Genomic DNA, 17,023 nt, shown 5'->3' with positions numbered 1-17,023 from the left:
CTCCGCCCCCTCTCCTCTCGTCCCACACCCTCTGTCAAAGGGAGGCCCCGCCATGTCCGCAACCCCCGCCACCGCCCCCGCTTCCGCGGCCGTCGACCGACTGCACTTCCCGCCCGGCTTCCTGTGGGGCGCGGCCACGGCCGCCTACCAGATCGAGGGAGCCGTCGCCGAGGACGGCCGCACCCCCTCGATCTGGGACACCTTCTCCCACACCCCCGGCAAGGTCGCCGGCGGCGACACCGGCGACATCGCCTGTGACCACTACCACCGCTACCGCACCGACGTCACCCTGATGTCCCACCTCGGCCTCCAGGCCTACCGCTTCTCGCTGGCGTGGCCCCGCATCCAGCCCGGAGGCCGGGGACCCGTCAACGCCAAGGGCCTCGACTTCTACAGCCGGCTCGTCGACGAACTCCTCGACGCCGGCGTCCAGCCCGTCGCCACCCTGTACCACTGGGACCTGCCCCAGGCGCTGGAAGACGGGGGAGGCTGGACCGAGCGCGAGACCGCCGAGCGCTTCGGCGAGTACGCGGCCCTGGCCGCCGACGCCCTCGGCGACCGGATCGCGCTGTGGACCACCCTCAACGAACCCTGGTGCTCGGCCTTCCTCGGCTACGGCTCCGGCGTCCACGCGCCCGGCCGCACCGACCCCGCCCTCGCCCTGCGCGCCGCCCACCACCTCAATCTCGGCCACGGCCGCGCCACCGCCGCCCTGCGCGCGGCCCTTCCCGCCCACGCCCAGATCGCGGTCTCCCTCAACCTGCACCACGTCCGACCGCTCACCGCCGACGCGGCCGACCTCGACGCGGCCCGCCGCATCGACGCCGTCGCCAACCGCGTCTTCACCGGCCCGATGCTCTCCGGCGGATACCCGGACGACCTCCTCGCCGACACCGCCCACGTCGTCGACTGGGACACCCTCGTCAAGCCCGGCGACGAGGCCGCCATAGGCGCCCCCATCGACCTCCTGGGCATCAACTACTACACCCCGGCCGTCGTCTCCGCCCCGATGCCCGGAGCAGCCGTGGTCAACCACGCCCACGGCGAGAGCGACCACTCCCCGTGGCCCGGCTCCGAGCACGTCACCTTCCACCTCCCGCCCGGCGACACCACCGACATGGGCTGGACCATCGACCCCACTGGTCTCTACGACCTCCTCATGGCCACGTCCCGCGCCCACCCGGGCCTCCCGCTGGCGATCACCGAGAACGGCGCCGCCTTCCCCGACATCCCGACGGCCGACGGCCGGATCCGGGACCACGACCGGATCGACTACGTCCACCAGCACCTCGCGGCCGTCCACCGGGCCATCGCCGACGGCGCCGACGTGCGCGGCTACTTCCTCTGGTCCCTGCTCGACAACTTCGAGTGGGCCTACGGATACGAGAAGCGCTTCGGCGCCGTCCACGTCGACTACACCACCCAGCTGCGCACCCCGAAGGCCAGCGCCCGCTGGTACTCCCGCGCGATCCGCACGAACGGGATCCCGCCACGCTAGGACCGGATGCTCCAGGTGGCGTGCAGCCGCCGGTGGTGGTCCACCCGGCGCACCGGTCCCGTCAGGGTGACCCGCGCGGTCAGCCGCGGTTCCGTGCTGGAGGAACCGAACAGCAGCTCCAGTGCTCCCGGCTCCACCACGCGCGTCCCTTCCCTGCCCGTGAACGACGCCAGGTCCGCGGGTACGGTCACGTGGACGCGCCTGCTCTCACCGGGAGCCAGGTCGACCCGTACGTACCCGACGAGTCGCCGCACGGGCTGGACCACGGAGGCCACCGGGTCGTGCAGGTACAGCTGCACGACTTCGGTGCCGGTGCGGCCGCCGGTGTTCGCCACGGTGAGGGCGAGCCGCAGCTCGCCGTCGGTGGAGGTCTCGGAGGTCTCGACGTCCAGGTCGCTCCAGGCGAAGGTGGTGTAGGTGAGGCCGTGTCCGAAGCCGAAGGCCGGCGTCGGGTCGATGCTGGAGACCTCGCTGCGGTGGCCCAGCCGGGAGGCCAGATAGGTGGACGGCTGGGCGCCGGGGTGGCGGGGCACGCTCACGGGCAGCCGGCCGCTCGGGTCGGTCCGCCCGCTGAGGACGGCGGCGATGGCCGCCGTTCCGGCCTCGCCGGGGAAGAAGGTCTGGACGACGGCGGCGGACTCGTCGGCCGCCCGCCCGAGCGCGTACGGCCGGCCCGACAGCAGCGTCGTCACGACCGGTGTCCCCGTGTCGAGGAGCGCGTCGAGCAGCCGCTGCTGTGCCCCGGGCAGGACGAGGGACTCCGCGTCGCAGCCCTCGCCGCTGGTGCCCCGCCCGAAGAGCCCCGCGCGGTCGCCGAGGGCCGCCACGACGACGTCCGCGCCGCGGGCGAGTTCGAGGGCCACGGCGAAGCCCTCGGTGGCGTCGTCGTCGACGCCGGTGCCGGGGGCCACCACGATCTCGGCGCCGGGGAACTCGGCGGCGAGGGCCTCGCGGAGGGTGGGCAGCTCGATGCCGAGGGGCGTGCCGGGGTGCCGGCTGCCCACGTGGACGGGGAAGGAGTAGCAGCCGAGGACGGCGGTGGGGGTCTCGGCGAGGGGGCCGATCAGGGCGATCCGGCGCGGGACGCGCGGGTCGAGCGGCAGGGTGCCGTCGTTGCGGAGCAGGACGACGGCCCGTTCGGCGATGCGGCCGGCCAGCTCGCGGTTGGCGGCCGGATCCAGGCCGACCGTGCCGCGGAGGCGGTCCGGGTCGGCCGTGAGGTCGGCGCCGCGCAGCGCCGGGGGGACCGGGCTCCAGTCGGGGTCGAGCAGCCCGAGCCGGGTCTTCTGCAGCAGGACCCGCCGGACCGCCCGGTCCACCAGCTCTTCGGACACGTGTCCCTGCCGGACCGCGTCGAGGAGCGGCGCGCCGAAGGTCTTGACGGTGGGCAGTTCCACGTCGACACCGGCGGCGAGGGCCGCCCCGGCCGCCTCGCCGAACGTGCCGGCGACGCCGTGCAGGGTCTTCAGGAACGCGATGCCGAAGTAGTCGGCCACGACGGTGCCGGTGAAGCCCCAGGTGTCCCGGAGGAGTCCGGTGAGCAGGCGGTCGTCGGCGGCCGAGGGAAGGCCGTCGGTGTCGGTGTAGGCGTGCATCACCGACCGGACGCCGCTCTCGCGGACGGCCATCTCGAAGGGCGGCAGGATCACGTCGGCCAGCTCCCTCGCGCCCACGCCGACGGGGGCGAGGTTGCGCCCGGCCCGGGAGGCGGAGTAGCCGGCGAAGTGCTTGAGCGTGGCGACGACCCCGGAGGACTCGAGGCCCTGGACGTACGCGGTGGCGATGGTCCCGACGAGGTACGGGTCCTCGCCGATGGTCTCCTCGACGCGCCCCCAACGGGCGTCACGGACGACGTCGAGGACGGGCGCGAGGCCCTGGTGGACGCCGACCGCGCGCAGGTCCCGGCCGATGGCGGCGGCCATCTCCCGTATCAGCGCGGGGTCGAAGGTGGCGCCCCACGAGAGGGGTACGGGGTAGGCGGTGGCGCCCCAGGCCGCGAAGCCCGCGAGGCACTCCTCGTGGGCGACGGCCGGGATGCCGAAGCGGTTCGCGGCCGTGATCCGCTCCTGCGTCCGCATCAGGGAGAGGGCGCCGAGGGCGGGGTCGACCGGGGCGCTGCCGAAGGGCCGGGTGAGCTGCCCGAGACCGGCGGGCAGCAGGTCGTCGAGGTCGACCGGCTCCTCCATGTCGTGCTGGTACGGGGCGACCTCGCCGCCCTCGTCGGAGGCCCCGACCCACACGCCGTACAACTGGGCGGTCTTCTCCTCCAGGGTCATCTCGCGCATCAGCGCGTCGACGCGGACCTCCGCGCTCAGCGAGGGGTCGCGCCAGGCGCGGTACGGGGCTCGGGGCTGGGTGACCACGGTGTCGGTCATTTTCCTCCGACTCCCGTCAGGCCCTGGACCAGGGTGACGGGCGAAAGACGGGCGGACGGGACGGGGAGCGTGGAGAGGACGGCGGCCCGCCACGACGAGCGGGCCGGTCGTCGGGGTCGCCGCCGCTGCCACGGCGGGCGCGGCGGCGACGACCGGCGAGCTGTTCGGCGCGGCGTGAGGCGAGCCGCAGGGTGTCAGGTGCGGGTCCAGCGCTGGTTGCTGCCGCTCGAGCAGGAGTAGAGCTGGATCAGGGTGCCGTTGGCGGTGCCGGCCCCGACGGCGTCGAGGCAGAGGCCGGACTGGACGCCGACGATGGATCCGTCGGAGTTGAGGCGCCACTTCTGGTTGTCGCCGCCCCAGCAGCCGTAGATCTGCACCTTGGCGCCGTTGCCGGTGCCGGCGGCGTCCAGGCACTTGCTGCCGTAGACCCTGAGCTCGCCGGCGGCGGTGTACGTCCACTGCTGGTTGGTGCCGCCGTGGCAGTCCCACAGCTGGAGCTGGGTGCCGTCGGCGGTGCCGGCGCCGGGCACGTCGAGGCAGCGGCCCGAAGCGACGCCCTTGATCTGCCCGGAACCGGGCGTGGGGGTCGGAGTGGGCGTGGGGGAGGAGGCGTTGAGCGCGTTGAGGACGGAGGAGTAGGCGGGCTTCTTGCTGCCGTCGCCGTTGAACAGCAGCGGCGTCTGCTCCGCCCGCCAGGAGTCGGTGTCGCGGACGCCCCAGACGGTGATGCCGAGGCAGCGCGGTACGGCCAGACAGTCGTTGGTCACGTTGGCGTAGGTCGTGGCCGAGGCGCCCTGGATGTCGAGCTCGGTGACGGCCACGTCGACGCCGAGGGCGGCGAAGTTCTGCAGCGTGGTGCGGAAGTTGCTGTTGTACGGACTGTCGCTGTTGAAGTGCGACTGGAAGCCGACGCAGTCGATGGGCACGCCGCGCTGCTTGAAGTCCCGGACCATGGCGTACATGGCCTGGGTCTTGGCCCAGGTCCAGTTCTCGACGTTGTAGTCGTTGTAGCAGAGCTTGGCGGCCGGGTCGGCGGCGCGCGCGGTGCGGAACGCGACCTCGATCCAGTCGTTGCCGGTGCGCTGCAGGTTGGAGTCGCGCCGTGCTCCCGAACTGCCGTCGGCGAACGCCTCGTTCACCACGTCCCACTGGGCGATCTTGCCCTTGTAGTGGGCCATCACGCCGTTGATGTGGTTGACCATGGCCTGGCGCAGCGCGCTGCCGCTGAGGCTCTGCATCCAGCCGGGCTGCTGGGAGTGCCAGGCCAGCGTGTGTCCGCGTACCTGCTTGCCGTTCTGCACCGCCCAGTTGTAGACGCGGTCTCCGGCGGTGAAGTCGAACCGGCCCTGCTGGGGTTCGGTGGCGTCGATCTTCATCTCGTTCTCGGGCGTCACCGAGTTGAACTCGCGGCTCGCGATCGTCGTGTACGCCGAGTCGCCCAGCCTGCCCGATGCGATGGCGGTGCCGAAGTAGCGCCCGGACTGCGCCGCCGCGCTGCCGAGCGTGCTCTCGGCGGCGTGGGAGGCGGGTGGCGCCACCAGGGCGGCGGTCGAACCGAGGACGCCGACGATCAGCGCCGCGCACAGCCCGCTGATCTTGCGGCGGGCGGTGGAGGGGGGAACGGCAGGTGAGCGCATGACTGAACCTCCAGGACGGACATCACGGAAGGAGTTGAGCGCGGCGGAGTGGGATCCGCGTCGGCGACGTCCCGCACGGGCGACGTCCGCAGGGCGATCCGCGTTCAGGGGCGAGTGGCACGGTTCAAGGCCGGCACCCGGAACTCGGATGGAGGGGCGCCGCCGACTCGGGACTCAGTGTGGAAACCTCGGGGAAACAAGTCAAGACTTTCGAAATCTTTCGACGTTCCGGGCCCGAGGTTTTTGCTCAAGGAGTCTCAGAAATGCTCGCCCTAGGGCGCGATCGCCATCGAAAGATGCCGAAAGGCATCGAAAAACTTTCGGCGGGCATCGTCCCACCCGGGTGGTGCCACTCCTGTGCGGCCCCCGCCCCGGGTGCTCCTAGCTGCGGGGCGGGGCCGTGGAGAGCCGGACCTTGAGCTCGGTCGACAGCTCCATTCGCGGTGTGACCAGAGGCTGGTCCTCCATGACCTGGAACAGGGTGCGGGCGGCGACCCGGCCCATCTCCTCCAGCGGCTGACGCACCGTCGTCAGCGGCGGCGACAGCCATTCGCACATCGGCAGGTCGTCGAAGCCGACCACGCTGAGGTCCTGCGGGATGCTCAGCCCGAGCTGCCGGGCGGCTTCGTAGACGCCCATCGCCTGCTGGTCGCTGCCCGCGAACACGGCGGTCGGCGGGTCGGGAAGGGCGAGCAGCTCCTGGGCGCACCGGAACCCGCCCTCGTGCTGGAAGTCACCGAACCGGATCAGGTCGCGGTCGATCTCGATCCCGGCCCGTTCCAGGGCGGTCCGGTACCCGTCGATGCGGGCCTGGCTGCAGAGCATCTCCCTGCGTCCGCCGATCGTGGCGATCCGTCGGTGCCCGAGCTCCAGCAGGTGCTCGGTGGCGGCGAGACCGCCCGCCCAGTTGGTCGCACCGATGCTGGGCACGCCGTTGCCGGGCAGGTCGATGGGGTCGATGACGACCAGGGCCACCCCGGCCCGTTCGACCTGGGCGCGCTGGGCCTTCGTGACCGAGGCGGTCACGAGGATGACCCCGTCGCTGTGGTGCAGGACCGGCAGTGCGGCCCAACTGGACGGCGTGGCCTCGCCCGGCGGGACGAGGGACACGACGGTGCCGACGCTCCGCAGGGCGCACTCGGCCTCGACGCCACGCAGGATCTCCACCGCCCACGCGCTGTCCAGACCGCCGATGATCAGGTCGACGAGACCCGATCTGCGGGCCCTGCCCTGCCGGCCGGGCGGGTGGTAGTGGTGAGAGCGCAACAGGCCCTCGATCCGTTTGCGCGTCGAGGGCGCGACATCGGATCGGCCGTTGATCACCTTGGACACGGTGGCCTGGGAGACCCCGGCCTCGGCGGCGATGAGGGCCAGGGTCGGACGCTGCTCGCTCAACTTCACTCCTCTGCTCCCCTGTACGCGAAGGCCTCGGCCGGCGACAGGTATCGCAAACTTTCGAAGAGTTTCCGGGCGGCTCAACCTGCCTGTCAAGCCCGTCAACAGCCGCTTATTTTCAGGTAAATCAGCAACACCTCTTGACCCGGCGGCCCCGCGTTCCTAGCTTATGGCGGCACAGAATTCGAGAGTATTTCGAAATGTTTTCGGGCACATCACCGGCATCCCCACCCCGGAGGTCCCATGAGCAGCACCCTCCCGAGCCGACGAAACTTCCTGGCGCTTTCGGGCCTGACCGCACTGTCCGTCTCCATGGCCGCGGCCTGCGGATCCGGTGGATCCGGCGCCGGGCGGACGGCCGACGGCAAGGTCGCCCTGGAGTGGTGGAACATCGCCACGACGGAACCGGGCAAGTCCCTCTTCCCGCAGATCTCCACCGCGTTCACGTCCGCTCACCCGGACATCCGCATCGACACCACCTCGTTGGAGAACGAGGCGTTCAAGTCCAAGCTGACCGCCACCACTTCCTCCGGCAAACTCCCCGACATCTTCCAGACCTGGGGTGGCGGCGTGCTCCAGCAGCAGGTCGACGCCGGGCTGGTCGAGGACCTCACCGACGCGCTGGACTGGTCGTCCGACCTCACCCCGGTCTCGCTGCAGGCCTACCAGTTCGGCGGCCGGACCTACGCGGTGCCCTACGACATCGGCATGGTCGGCTTCTGGTACAACAAGAAGCTCTTCGCCAGGGCCGGGATCACCGCGCCGCCGGCCACCTGGGCCGAGTTCCTCGAAGACGTCCGGAAGCTCAAGGCGGCGGGCATCACCCCGATCGCCCTCGCCGGCAAGGAGAAATGGCCGGGCCACTACTACTGGGCCTACCTCGCGATGCGCGTCGCCGGTCTGCCCGCCCTGCAACAGGCCGCCTCCACCAAGGACTTCACCGGCGCCGGCTTCGTCCGGGCAGGCACCCACCTCAAGGAGCTGGTCGACCTCCAGCCGTTCCAGACGGCCTTCCTCGGCGCCGGCTACGCCACCCCCGGCGGCCAGGCGGCGACCATGGGCAACGGCAAGGCCGCCATGGAGCTGATGGGGCAGTGGGCGCCGTCGGTGCAGAAGGACGCGGGCGCCGACCTCGGAGCGGACCTGGGCTTCTTCCCGTTCCCGACGGTCGACGGCGGCGTCGGCCGGGTCACCGAGGTGTTCGGCGGTGGCGGCGGCTTCGCCCTGCGCAAGGGCGCTCCGAAGGAGGCGCTGGACTTCCTGAAGTTCTTCGTTCTGGAGAACGAGTCCAAGCTGCTGGCCTCCAACGGCTACCTGCCGGTGGTCAAGGGCGCGGAGAGCGAGCTCACCGACGCCAACAAGAAGGTGGTGGCCGAAAGCCTCTCCAATGCGACGGGCTTCCAGCTGTTCCTCGACCAGGCCTACCCGCCGGCGGTCGGCCAGGAGGTCAACGACAGCGTCGCCGACCTCATCGCGGGCAAGAAGACGCCCGAGCAGGTCACCACGTCGATCACCGAGGCTGCGAAGGGTGCCTAGCTCCGTGTCCACCCTCACCAAGGACCCGGCCGAGGGCCCGGCCGGGGGCCCGGCCGAGGACCCGATCGGGGAGCGGACGGAGGACGCCGCACCGGTGCGTCCGCCCGTCCGGTCCCGGACGCTCCTGCGGAGATGGGGCAGCTGGGCGTCGGTCGCCTGGTTCCTCGTCCCGGCCCTCGTCCTCTTCCTCGTCTTCGTCCTCGCCCCGATCGTCGTCGCCGTCTACACCGGCTTCTTCAAGTGGGGCGGGGTCGGCCCCATGGACGACTTCGTCGGCCTGGCGAACTACACCAGGCTGTTCGACGACCAGGTCTTCCTCGGAGATCTGGGGCGGGGGCTGTACCTGATCGTCCTGTCGATCACGGTGCAGCTGCCGTTCGCACTGTTCACCGCGGTCCTGCTCAACCAGCGGCTGCGCGGCCGGGCCGTCTACCGGATGCTGTTCTTCGCGCCGTACATCCTCTCCGAGGTGGTCACGGCGGTCCTCTTCGCGATGATCTTCCTGCCCGGCGACGGCATGGCCGACCACCTCGCCGGCGTCCTGGGCCTGGAGGGACTGCAGGGCAGGTGGCTCGCCGATCCCTCGACGGTCATGCCGACCCTGTTCGTCGTCATGATCTGGAAGTACTTCGGCTTCCACATGATGCTCTTCCTCGCCGGCCTGCAGGGCATCCCGGCCGAGGTCCTCGAGGCCGCGTCCCTCGACGGTGCCGGCGCCTGGCAGCGCTTCCGGCACGTGACGCTGCCGCTGCTCGGCCCGACGATCCGGATCAGTGTCTTCCTCTCGATCATCGGGTCCATCCAGCTCTTCGACCTCGTCTGGGTCATGACCGCGGGCGGCCCCAACCACTCCTCCGAGACGATGGCGATCTCGATGTTCCAGTTCGGGTTCAAGCGGTACCAGGTCGGCTACGCCAGCGCGATCAGCGTGGTGCTGTTCATGATCAGCCTGGTCTTCTCCCTCTTCTACCAGCGCTACGTGCTCCGCCGTGACCTGAGCGGCGCCGTCACCACGGGCGGTGGCCGATGAACGCCCGCAGAGCCGCACGGGGAATATCGCTGCACGCCGTGGTCTGGCTGATCGGCGCGTTCGTCGTCGTGCCGCTGATCTACGCGGTGATCTCCGGGTTCAAGAGCACCGGCGAGCTGACGAGCAACCCGTTCGGGCTGCCGGAGCGGTGGAGGGCCGCCAACTACACGGGCATCCTCGGCGACGCGATTTTCTGGCGGCAGATCGCCAACAGCGCCGGCATCGCCGTCGGTACGACGCTCTGCACGGTGGCGGCCTCCGCGATGGCGGCGTTCGTGCTGGCCCGCTACGCCTTCCGGGGCAGGGAGTTGTTCTACACGCTGTTCACGATCGGGCTGATGTTCCCGTTCGCGGTGGCCGTCCTGCCGCTGTTCCTCATGCTGCGCACCTTCGGCCTGCTCGACAACCCGCTCGGGGTGATCCTCCCGCAGGCGGCCTTCGGGCTCCCCATGACGATCATCATCCTGCGCGGCTTCTTCCGGACCATCCCGGCGGAGATCGAGGAGGCGGCCGTCATGGACGGCTGCGGCAAGTTCCGCTTCTTCTGGAAGATCCTGCTGCCGATGGCGCGCCCGGCGCTCGGCACCGTCTCGGTGCTGGCGATCGTCGCGAGCTGGAACAACTTCTTCCTGCCGCTGCTGGTGTTCAACGACCCGAAATGGCAGACGATCCCGGTCGGCGTCCAGCAGTTCCAGGGCCAGTACTCGACCGACTACGCACTCGTCCTGGCCTACATCGTGCTCGCCATGGTCCCCGCGCTCGCCTTCTACGCCGTCGCCGAGCGGCAGCTGATCGGCGGCCTCACCGCGGGCGCCACCAAGGGCTGACCCGTTCCGCGCCACCTCCACCCCCGAGGAGACGTTGTGAAACGACTGACCGCACTGATACTCGCGCTGACAGCCGCGTTACCGTCACAGGCCGCCGCCGGCCTCGCCCCACCCGCCGCCGACCCCGCCCGACCCGCGCCCACCGCCCCTTCCGCCGTCGCGTCAGCGCCGTCCGTCATCGACTTCCGCGCCGCACTCCAGCCCATCGACGGATTCGGCTTCTCGATGGCCTTCCAGCGGGCCGACCTGCTGCACGGCGCGCGCGGCCTCGGCCCGGCCAAGCGGCGCGAGGTGCTCGACCTGCTGTTCAGCAAGGACAAGGGCGCGGGCCTGTCGATCCTGCGCCTGGGCATCGGGTCGTCGACCGACCGGGTCTACGACCACATGCCGACGATCCTGCCGGCCGATCCCGGCGGGCCGGACGCCCCGCCGGCGTACGTGTGGGACGGCTGGGACGGCGGCCAGGTGTGGCTCGCCAAGGAGGCCAAGGCGTACGGCGTCGAACGGTTCTACGCCGACGCCTGGAGCGCCCCGGCCTTCATGAAGACCAACGGCAGCGAGAACGACGGCGGCGAGCTGCTGCCCGCATGGCGGCAGGCCTACGCGAACTACCTCGTCCAGTACGTGAAGTTCTACCAGCGCGAAGGCATCGGGATCACCGACCTCGGATTCACCAACGAACCCGACTGGAAGGCGACCTACGCCTCGATGCGGTTCACCCCGCAGCAGGCCGTCGACCTCCTCAAGGTGCTCGGGCCGACCGTCCGCGCGTCCGGCCTGAAGACGCAGCTGGTCTGCTGCGACGCCGCAGGCTGGGACCGGCAGGTCGCCTACACCGAGGCCATCGAGGCGGACCCCGCGGCCGACAAGGCGGTGCGGACCATCAGCGGCCACCGCTACAGCGGTCCGACCTCGGTACGGCAGCCCACCGACAAGCACGTCTGGATGTCGGAATGGTCGCCGGACGGCACCACCTGGAACGAGAACTGGGACGACGGCAGCGGCTACGACGGCCTCACCGTCGCGGCCGACATCCAGAACACCCTGACCACCGGCAACGCCAACGCCTACGTCTACTGGACCGGCGCGTCCCTCGGCACGACCCGGGGGCTCATCCAGCTCGCCAACCCCGGGGACGACTACCGCGTGTCCAAGCGGTACTGGGCACTGGCCGCCTTCAGCCGGTTCATCCGCCCCGGCGCCGTACGCGTGCCGGTCACGAACGCCGACCCGGCGCTCCAGGTGACGGCCTTCCGCAACGGCGACGGCAGCCGCGTCATCGAGATCCTCAACACCGCCGCCACCGAGCGCTCCGCCGCCTTCTCCCTCCGCGGCGGCCACGACCGGCACCCCCAGGGCTACGTCACCGACCAGACCCGCTCGATCACCCCGGCCGACATCGTCTCCACGCACGGCACGACCCTCACGGCGAAGCTCGCCCCCCGCGCGCTGACCACCATCGTCCTCGACTGAACCGTCCGGCACCCGAGGAGTCCGTCATGTTCATGTCCCGGAGTCTCATCGCCCTGTCCGCCGCCGCATGCCTCGCGGCCGGCCTCGCCGCCACGCCCGCCACCGCCGAGCCACGCCCCAGGACGCTCGCCGAACTGGCCGCGAAGCACCACAAGTACTTCGGCTCCGCCACCGACAACCCCGAGTTCACCGACGCCGCCTACCTGAAGCTCCTCGGCAGCGAGTTCGGACAGACCACCCCCGGCAACGCCATGAAGTGGTACGCCACCGAACCCGAGCGCGGCGTCTTCGACTTCACCGCCGCCGAAGAGGTCATGGCCTTCGCCAAGGACCACCACCAGAAGGTCCGCGGCCACACCCTCATCTGGCACAACCAGCTCCCCGCCTGGCTCACCGAGCGCAGCTGGACCGCCGACGAACTTCGCCCCGTCCTCAAGAACCACATCCAGACCGTCGTCCGGCACTTCAAGGGCCGGGTGATCCACTGGGACGTCGTCAACGAGGCCTTCAACGAGGACGGCACCTACCGCGAGACGCTCTTCTACAAGACCCTCGGCCCCGGCTACATCGCCGACGCCCTGCGCTGGGCCCACGAGATCGACCCGCACGCCAAGCTGTACCTCAACGACTACAACGTCGACGGGATCAATCCCAAGAGCGACGCCTACCACACCCTGATCAAGCAGCTGAAGGCCGACGGCGTCCCGGTGGAGGGCTTCGGCATCCAGGGCCATCTGGCGCTCCAGTACGGCTTCCCCGCCGACGTCCGGCAGAACATGCAGCGCTTCGCCGACCTCGGCGTGGAGGTCGCCGTCACCGAGCTCGACATCCGGATGAACCTCCCGGCGACCCCGGACAAGCTCGCCACCCAGGCCACCTGGTACGCCGACTACGTCAAGGCCTGCCTGGCGGTGACGCGCTGCGTCGGCGTCACCATCTGGGACTACACGGACAAGTACTCGTGGATCCCCTCCGTCTTCCCCGGCGAGGGCGCCGCGCTGCCCTACGACGAGAACCTGCGGCCCAAGCCCGCCTACCACGCGATCAGGGAGGTGCTGGGCGGATGATCAGGACGGCGATCGTCGGAACGGGCGGAATCGCCGGCATCTGCCACGTCCCGGCCCTCCGGGCGCAGGCACACCGGGCCGAGATCGTGGCCGCCGTCGACGTGGACGCAGCGCGCGCCGAGGCCTTCGCGGCCGAGCACGGCATCCCCGCGGTCCACAGCGACCTGCGCACGATGCTGAAGGAGCAGGCCCCGGACGTCGTGCACCTGTGCACGCCGCCGTACCTGCACGCCGAACAGGCCGTGGCCTGCCTGGAGGCCGGGGCGTGGGTGTGGTGCGAGAAGCCGGTGGCCCTGTCGCTGGCCGAGCTCGACCGCATCCAGGAGGCCGAGGGCCCCGCCGCAGCGGGCGCGGTGTTCCAGCACCGGTACGGCTCCGGAGCCCGGCACCTGCGCGAACGGATCGCGGCCGGCACGCTGGGACGACCGCTGGTCGCGCAGTGCGTCACGGCCTGGTACCGCGACGACGCCTACTACGAGGTGCCCTGGCGCGGCACCTGGCGGAGCGAGGGCGGTGGCCCGACGCTGGGCCACGGCATCCACCAGATGGACCTGATGCTCGACGTGCTCGGCCCCTGGGCCGAGGTGCGCGCGATGGCCGGCCGCCTCGATCGCCCCGTCCAGACCGAGGACGTGTCCGCGGCACTGGTCCGGTTCGAGAACGGAGCCATCGCGACGGTCGTCAACAGCGTCCTGTCCCCACGCGAGGAAAGCTATCTGCGCTTCGACCTCACCGACGCCACCGTCGAGCTGCGGCACCTGTACGGCTACTCCAACGCGGACTGGACGTTCACCGCCAGGTCGCCCCGCGCGACGTGGGAGCCGCCGGACGACCTGCCCAGCTCGCACACCGCCCAGCTCGCCGCCTTCCTGGACGGCTACGAGGCGGGCACCCGGCCCGATCTCGGCAGGACCACCATGGAGCTGGTCACCGCCCTGTACAAGGCCGCGATCACCGGCCTGCCGGTCCGGCGCGGGGAGATCGACGCGGCCGACCCGTTCTACGGCTCGCTCCACGGGGGACGCCCGGAGGTGTTCCGGTGACCTTCGAACTCCTGGAGGACGAGGACGCGCTGACCGTCCGCGCCCGTGACGTCGACCTCTTCCGCTACGTGCACCGGCCGGTCATGGACCCCTTCGAGGCGCCGAAGCCGTACCTGCATCCGGTGCGCACGCTCGCCGGCGACGTGGTCACCGGGTACCGCCCGCACGACCACCGCTGGCACAAGGGCGTCCAGATGACGGCGTCGTGGGTGTCGGGGCAGAACTTCTGGGGCGGCGGCACCTACCTGCGCGGGCAGGGCTACGTCGACCTGCCGAACCTCGGCACCATGCGCAGCCTCACCCTGTCCGCCTGGACGGGCCACGGACGCGCCGTGGTCACCGAGGACCTGGCCTGGCACACCATGGCGGGGGAGCACTGGATCGACGAGCGCCGCATGCTCATCGCACGTGACGTCGAGGCCGACTCCTGGACCCTGGAGTTCAGAACCGCACTCACGAACGTCCACGACACCGCCCTGGTCTTCGGCAGCCCGGGCACGCAGGGCAGGGAGCTCGCCGGATACTCCGGCCTGTTCTGGCGCGGCCCGCGCTCCTTCACCGGCGGGCACGTGATCGGCCCCGGCATGGGCGAGAAGGGCGAATGGCTCGCCTTCGTCGGCAGCCACGACGAGGTCGACCGCTCCTCCACGCTCCTGTTCCTGGACGATCCGGACGCCCCCTGCCACTGGTTCGTCCGCGGTGAGCCCATCCCCGCCGTCAACCCGTCCCTGGCGTTCGACGAGGAACTGCCGCTGGCCCCCGGCGACACCCTGGCGCGTCGCTACCGGATCGTCGTGGCCGACGGAGCGTGGACGCCCGCACGGGTGTCCCGGTACGTCGCGGAACACCCGTGGTGAGCCGGCTTCCCGGCGGCGTGGGCATCTCCGGCCTGACCGTCTACGACTGGGAGGCCGCCGACGGGCTGTGCGGAGGCACGCCCCACATGCACCTCGTCTGCTCCGAGGCGTACGTCGTCGTCAGCGGCACGGGCAGCGTCCAGACCCTCACCACCACCGGCTTCGCCGACACCCCGCTGCACCCCGGCGACGTCGTCTGGTTCACCCCCGGCACGATCCACCGCCTCGTCAACGCCGGCGGCCTGCGTCTCCTGGTCCTCATGCAGAACAGCGGTCTCCCCGAGGCCGGCGACGCGGTCTTCACCTTCCCCGCTCCCGTACTGGCCGATCCAAACGCCTACGACGCGGCAGCCACCCTGACCGGCGACCATGCCGCCGCGGCACGCCGCCGCCGCGACCTGGCGCTCGAGGGATTCCTGGCCTTGCGCGAAGGCGGACTTGCGGAGTTCCACGCCGCGGCCCGGCGCCTGAAGAGCGGGCTCCTGGACGACTGGCGGATCCGCTGGCGGGACGGCGCCCTGGCCGCCGCCCTCGAAACCGGCCGGCAACTGGAACGGCTGAAGGCCGGAGACCTCTCCCACCTCGGCCACGGCGCAGTGTCGCGAAGGGAATGCCCGGAGCACCCGCTCTTCGGCATGTGCGGCCGGCTGCACACCTATCCCGTCCACGACTCCCCGACGCGGCCGCCCCGCGGCCCCTCGGGTCCACCCCACCCTCACACCTCGAAGGAGCACGCCTGATGCGGTTGCGTCATCGCTCACCGATCCCATGGAAACGCCTGCTCGCCGTCCTCGCGCCCCTGCTGCTCCTGGCCACCTTCTTCGGCGCGCAGCCGGCCGCCGCGGCCACCGTCGACACCAACGCCTGGTACGTGCTGGTCAACCGCAACAGCGGCAAGGCCCTGGACGTCTACAACCTGGCGACCGGCGACGGCGCCCGCATCACCCAGTGGACCAGGAACGACCAGAACCAGCAGCAATGGCAGTTCGTCGACTCCGGCGGCGGCTACTACCGCATCAAGTCCCGCCACTCCGGCAAGGTGCTGGACGTCTCCGGCGCGTCCACCGCCAACGGCGCCGGGATCGTCCAGTGGACCGACGTCAACGGCACCAACCAGCAGTGGCGGCTGGCCGACAGCTCGGACGGCCACGTGAGGCTCGTCGCGCGCCACAGCGGCAAGGCCCTCGAAGTGCAGGGCGCCTCCACCGCCGACGGCGCGAACGTCGTCCAGTACGACGACTGGGGCGGCGCCAACCAGCAGTGGCAGCTCGTCAAGGTCGGCGCCGGCACCCCCGGCACGTGCGCCCTGCCCTCGACGTACCGCTGGTCGTCGACGGGCGCGCTGGCGCAGCCCAAGGCGGGATGGGCCTCGCTCAAGGACTTCACCGTCGCCCCCCACAACGGCCGGCAGCTCGTCTACGCGACGACGCACGGCGCCGCGGGCACCGGAGCGGGCTGGGGTTCGATGAACTTCACCCCGTTCACCAACTGGTCGGAGATGGCCTCGGCCGGCCAGAACACGATGTCGACCTCCACGGTCGCGCCCACGCTCTTCTACTTCGCGCCGAAGAACATCTGGGTGCTCGCCTACCAGTGGGGCAGGACCGCCTTCTCCTACCGCACGTCGACCGACCCCACGAACCCGAACGGCTGGTCGGCGGAGCAGGAACTGTTCTCCGGGAGCATCTCCGGATCCGGAACCGGGCCCATCGACCAGACGCTCATCGCCGACGGCACGAACATGTACCTGTTCTTCGCCGGCGACAACGGAAAGATCTACCGGGCCAGCATGCCGATCGGGAACTTCCCGGGCAGCTTCGGCTCGTCGTACACGACGGTCATGAGCGACACGACGAACAACCTGTTCGAGGCCCCGCAGGTCTACAAGCTCCAGGGCCAGGACCGCTACCTCATGATCGTCGAGGCGATCGGCTCGCAGGGCCGGTACTTCCGCTCGTTCACGGCCACCAGCCTGAACGGCTCGTGGACGCCCCAGGCCGCGACCGAGACCAACCCGTTCGCCGGCAAGGCCAACAGCGGCGCCACCTGGACCAACGACATCAGCCACGGCGAACTCCTGCGCACCAGCGCCGACCAGACCATGACCGTCGACCCGTGCAACCTGCGCTTCCTCTACCAGGGACGCGATCCCAACTCCGGCGGCGACTACGGCCTGTGGCCCTACCGGCCGGGCCTGCTGACGCTGCAGCGCTGACAAGGTAAGGACCGGCTCCGCTGCGGAGCCGCAGTGGGGGGGGCGTGGGTAGTAGAAGAACATACACCCG

The 17,023-nt window shown here is 70.8% G+C and carries 13 protein-coding genes; 10 read left to right on the top strand and 3 right to left on the bottom strand.

Translation table 11 applies throughout. The features are described 5' to 3' along the window. Positions 1 to 52 precede the first annotated feature (52 nt). Positions 53 to 1,498, top strand: coding sequence for a GH1 family beta-glucosidase (locus ACFWJO_RS13580; RefSeq protein ID WP_386864873.1), 1,446 nt, complete (start codon positions 53 to 55; stop codon positions 1,496 to 1,498). Here ACFWJO_RS13580 and ACFWJO_RS13575 read toward each other — a convergent pair. The 3 genes from ACFWJO_RS13575 to ACFWJO_RS13565 form a co-directional block, all read right to left on the bottom strand. Beyond that, complete coding sequence (locus ACFWJO_RS13575; protein WP_386864872.1) at positions 1,495 to 3,873, bottom strand: beta-glucosidase; 2,379 nt, start codon at positions 3,871 to 3,873, stop codon at positions 1,495 to 1,497. The two genes, ACFWJO_RS13580 and ACFWJO_RS13575, sit on opposite strands and share 4 nt — an antisense overlap. A 194-nt stretch (positions 3,874 to 4,067) precedes the next feature. Continuing rightward, positions 4,068 to 5,510 carry an endo-1,4-beta-xylanase gene (locus ACFWJO_RS13570; RefSeq protein ID WP_386864871.1) on the bottom strand — a complete coding sequence of 481 codons (1,443 nt, stop codon included), beginning with the start codon at positions 5,508 to 5,510 and terminating at the stop codon, positions 4,068 to 4,070. A gap of 381 nt (positions 5,511 to 5,891) precedes the next feature. Continuing rightward, complete coding sequence (locus tag ACFWJO_RS13565) at positions 5,892 to 6,905, bottom strand: LacI family DNA-binding transcriptional regulator (protein ID WP_386864870.1); 1,014 nt, start codon at positions 6,903 to 6,905, stop codon at positions 5,892 to 5,894. A gap of 243 nt (positions 6,906 to 7,148) precedes the next feature. Here ACFWJO_RS13565 and ACFWJO_RS13560 point away from each other — a divergent pair, with 243 nt between their 5' ends. Genes ACFWJO_RS13560 through ACFWJO_RS13520 form a run of 9 tightly spaced genes read left to right on the top strand, consistent with a single transcriptional unit; the run spans position 7,149 to position 16,953 of the window. Beyond that, the gene (locus ACFWJO_RS13560) at positions 7,149 to 8,441 is read left to right on the top strand and encodes an extracellular solute-binding protein (RefSeq protein WP_386864869.1); all 1,293 of its coding nucleotides are present in this window, start codon (positions 7,149 to 7,151) and stop codon (positions 8,439 to 8,441) included. A gap of 4 nt (positions 8,442 to 8,445) precedes the next feature. Then, entirely contained in the window at positions 8,446 to 9,471 is a 1,026-nt protein-coding gene (locus ACFWJO_RS13555; RefSeq protein ID WP_386864868.1) for a carbohydrate ABC transporter permease, read from the top strand. Further along, on the top strand, positions 9,468 to 10,298 hold the full coding sequence (locus tag ACFWJO_RS13550; protein ID WP_386864867.1) for a carbohydrate ABC transporter permease: 831 nt from the start codon (positions 9,468 to 9,470) through the stop codon (positions 10,296 to 10,298). Before ACFWJO_RS13555 ends, ACFWJO_RS13550 begins: the two co-directional genes overlap by 4 nt. Before the next feature lie 36 nt (positions 10,299 to 10,334). Next, on the top strand, positions 10,335 to 11,771 hold the full coding sequence (locus tag ACFWJO_RS13545; protein ID WP_386864866.1) for a glycoside hydrolase: 1,437 nt from the start codon (positions 10,335 to 10,337) through the stop codon (positions 11,769 to 11,771). Positions 11,772 to 11,797: 26 nt separating this feature from the next. After that, positions 11,798 to 12,838, top strand: a complete 1,041-nt coding sequence (locus ACFWJO_RS13540; RefSeq protein ID WP_386864865.1) for an endo-1,4-beta-xylanase — start codon at positions 11,798 to 11,800, stop codon at positions 12,836 to 12,838. Further along, positions 12,835 to 13,881, top strand: a complete 1,047-nt coding sequence (locus ACFWJO_RS13535) for a Gfo/Idh/MocA family protein (RefSeq protein WP_386864864.1) — start codon at positions 12,835 to 12,837, stop codon at positions 13,879 to 13,881. Before ACFWJO_RS13540 ends, ACFWJO_RS13535 begins: the two co-directional genes overlap by 4 nt. Beyond that, positions 13,878 to 14,738, top strand: coding sequence for a PmoA family protein (locus tag ACFWJO_RS13530; protein WP_386864863.1), 861 nt, complete (start codon positions 13,878 to 13,880; stop codon positions 14,736 to 14,738). Before ACFWJO_RS13535 ends, ACFWJO_RS13530 begins: the two co-directional genes overlap by 4 nt. Continuing rightward, positions 14,735 to 15,478 (top strand): cupin domain-containing protein, encoded by a 744-nt coding sequence (locus ACFWJO_RS13525; RefSeq protein WP_386864862.1) that lies wholly within the window; start codon positions 14,735 to 14,737, stop codon positions 15,476 to 15,478. The genes ACFWJO_RS13530 and ACFWJO_RS13525 overlap by 4 nt, the downstream gene beginning before the upstream one ends. Continuing rightward, entirely contained in the window at positions 15,478 to 16,953 is a 1,476-nt protein-coding gene (locus ACFWJO_RS13520) for a non-reducing end alpha-L-arabinofuranosidase family hydrolase (RefSeq protein WP_386864861.1), read from the top strand. The genes ACFWJO_RS13525 and ACFWJO_RS13520 overlap by 1 nt, the downstream gene beginning before the upstream one ends. Positions 16,954 to 17,023 lie beyond the last annotated feature (70 nt).

This window comes from Streptomyces sp. NPDC127092 (assembly GCF_042722475.1).
Classification (GTDB): Bacteria; Actinomycetota; Actinomycetes; order Streptomycetales; family Streptomycetaceae; genus Streptomyces.
This window is presented reverse-complemented; position numbering and strand designations above follow the sequence as displayed.

What these genes read in the sequence shown, in the direction of transcription:
- ACFWJO_RS13580 (WP_386864873.1), top strand. Translation starts at nt 53, where the DNA reads ATGTCCGCAACCCCCGCCACCGCCCCCGCTTCCGCGGCCGTCGACCGA.
- ACFWJO_RS13575 (WP_386864872.1), bottom strand. Translation starts at nt 3,873, where the DNA reads ATGACCGACACCGTGGTCACCCAGCCCCGAGCCCCGTACCGCGCCTGG.
- ACFWJO_RS13570 (WP_386864871.1), bottom strand. Translation starts at nt 5,510, where the DNA reads ATGCGCTCACCTGCCGTTCCCCCCTCCACCGCCCGCCGCAAGATCAGC.
- ACFWJO_RS13560 (WP_386864869.1), top strand. Translation starts at nt 7,149, where the DNA reads ATGAGCAGCACCCTCCCGAGCCGACGAAACTTCCTGGCGCTTTCGGGC.
- ACFWJO_RS13550 (WP_386864867.1), top strand. Translation starts at nt 9,468, where the DNA reads ATGAACGCCCGCAGAGCCGCACGGGGAATATCGCTGCACGCCGTGGTC.
- ACFWJO_RS13540 (WP_386864865.1), top strand. Translation starts at nt 11,798, where the DNA reads ATGTTCATGTCCCGGAGTCTCATCGCCCTGTCCGCCGCCGCATGCCTC.
- ACFWJO_RS13535 (WP_386864864.1), top strand. Translation starts at nt 12,835, where the DNA reads ATGATCAGGACGGCGATCGTCGGAACGGGCGGAATCGCCGGCATCTGC.
- ACFWJO_RS13520 (WP_386864861.1), top strand. Translation starts at nt 15,478, where the DNA reads ATGCGGTTGCGTCATCGCTCACCGATCCCATGGAAACGCCTGCTCGCC.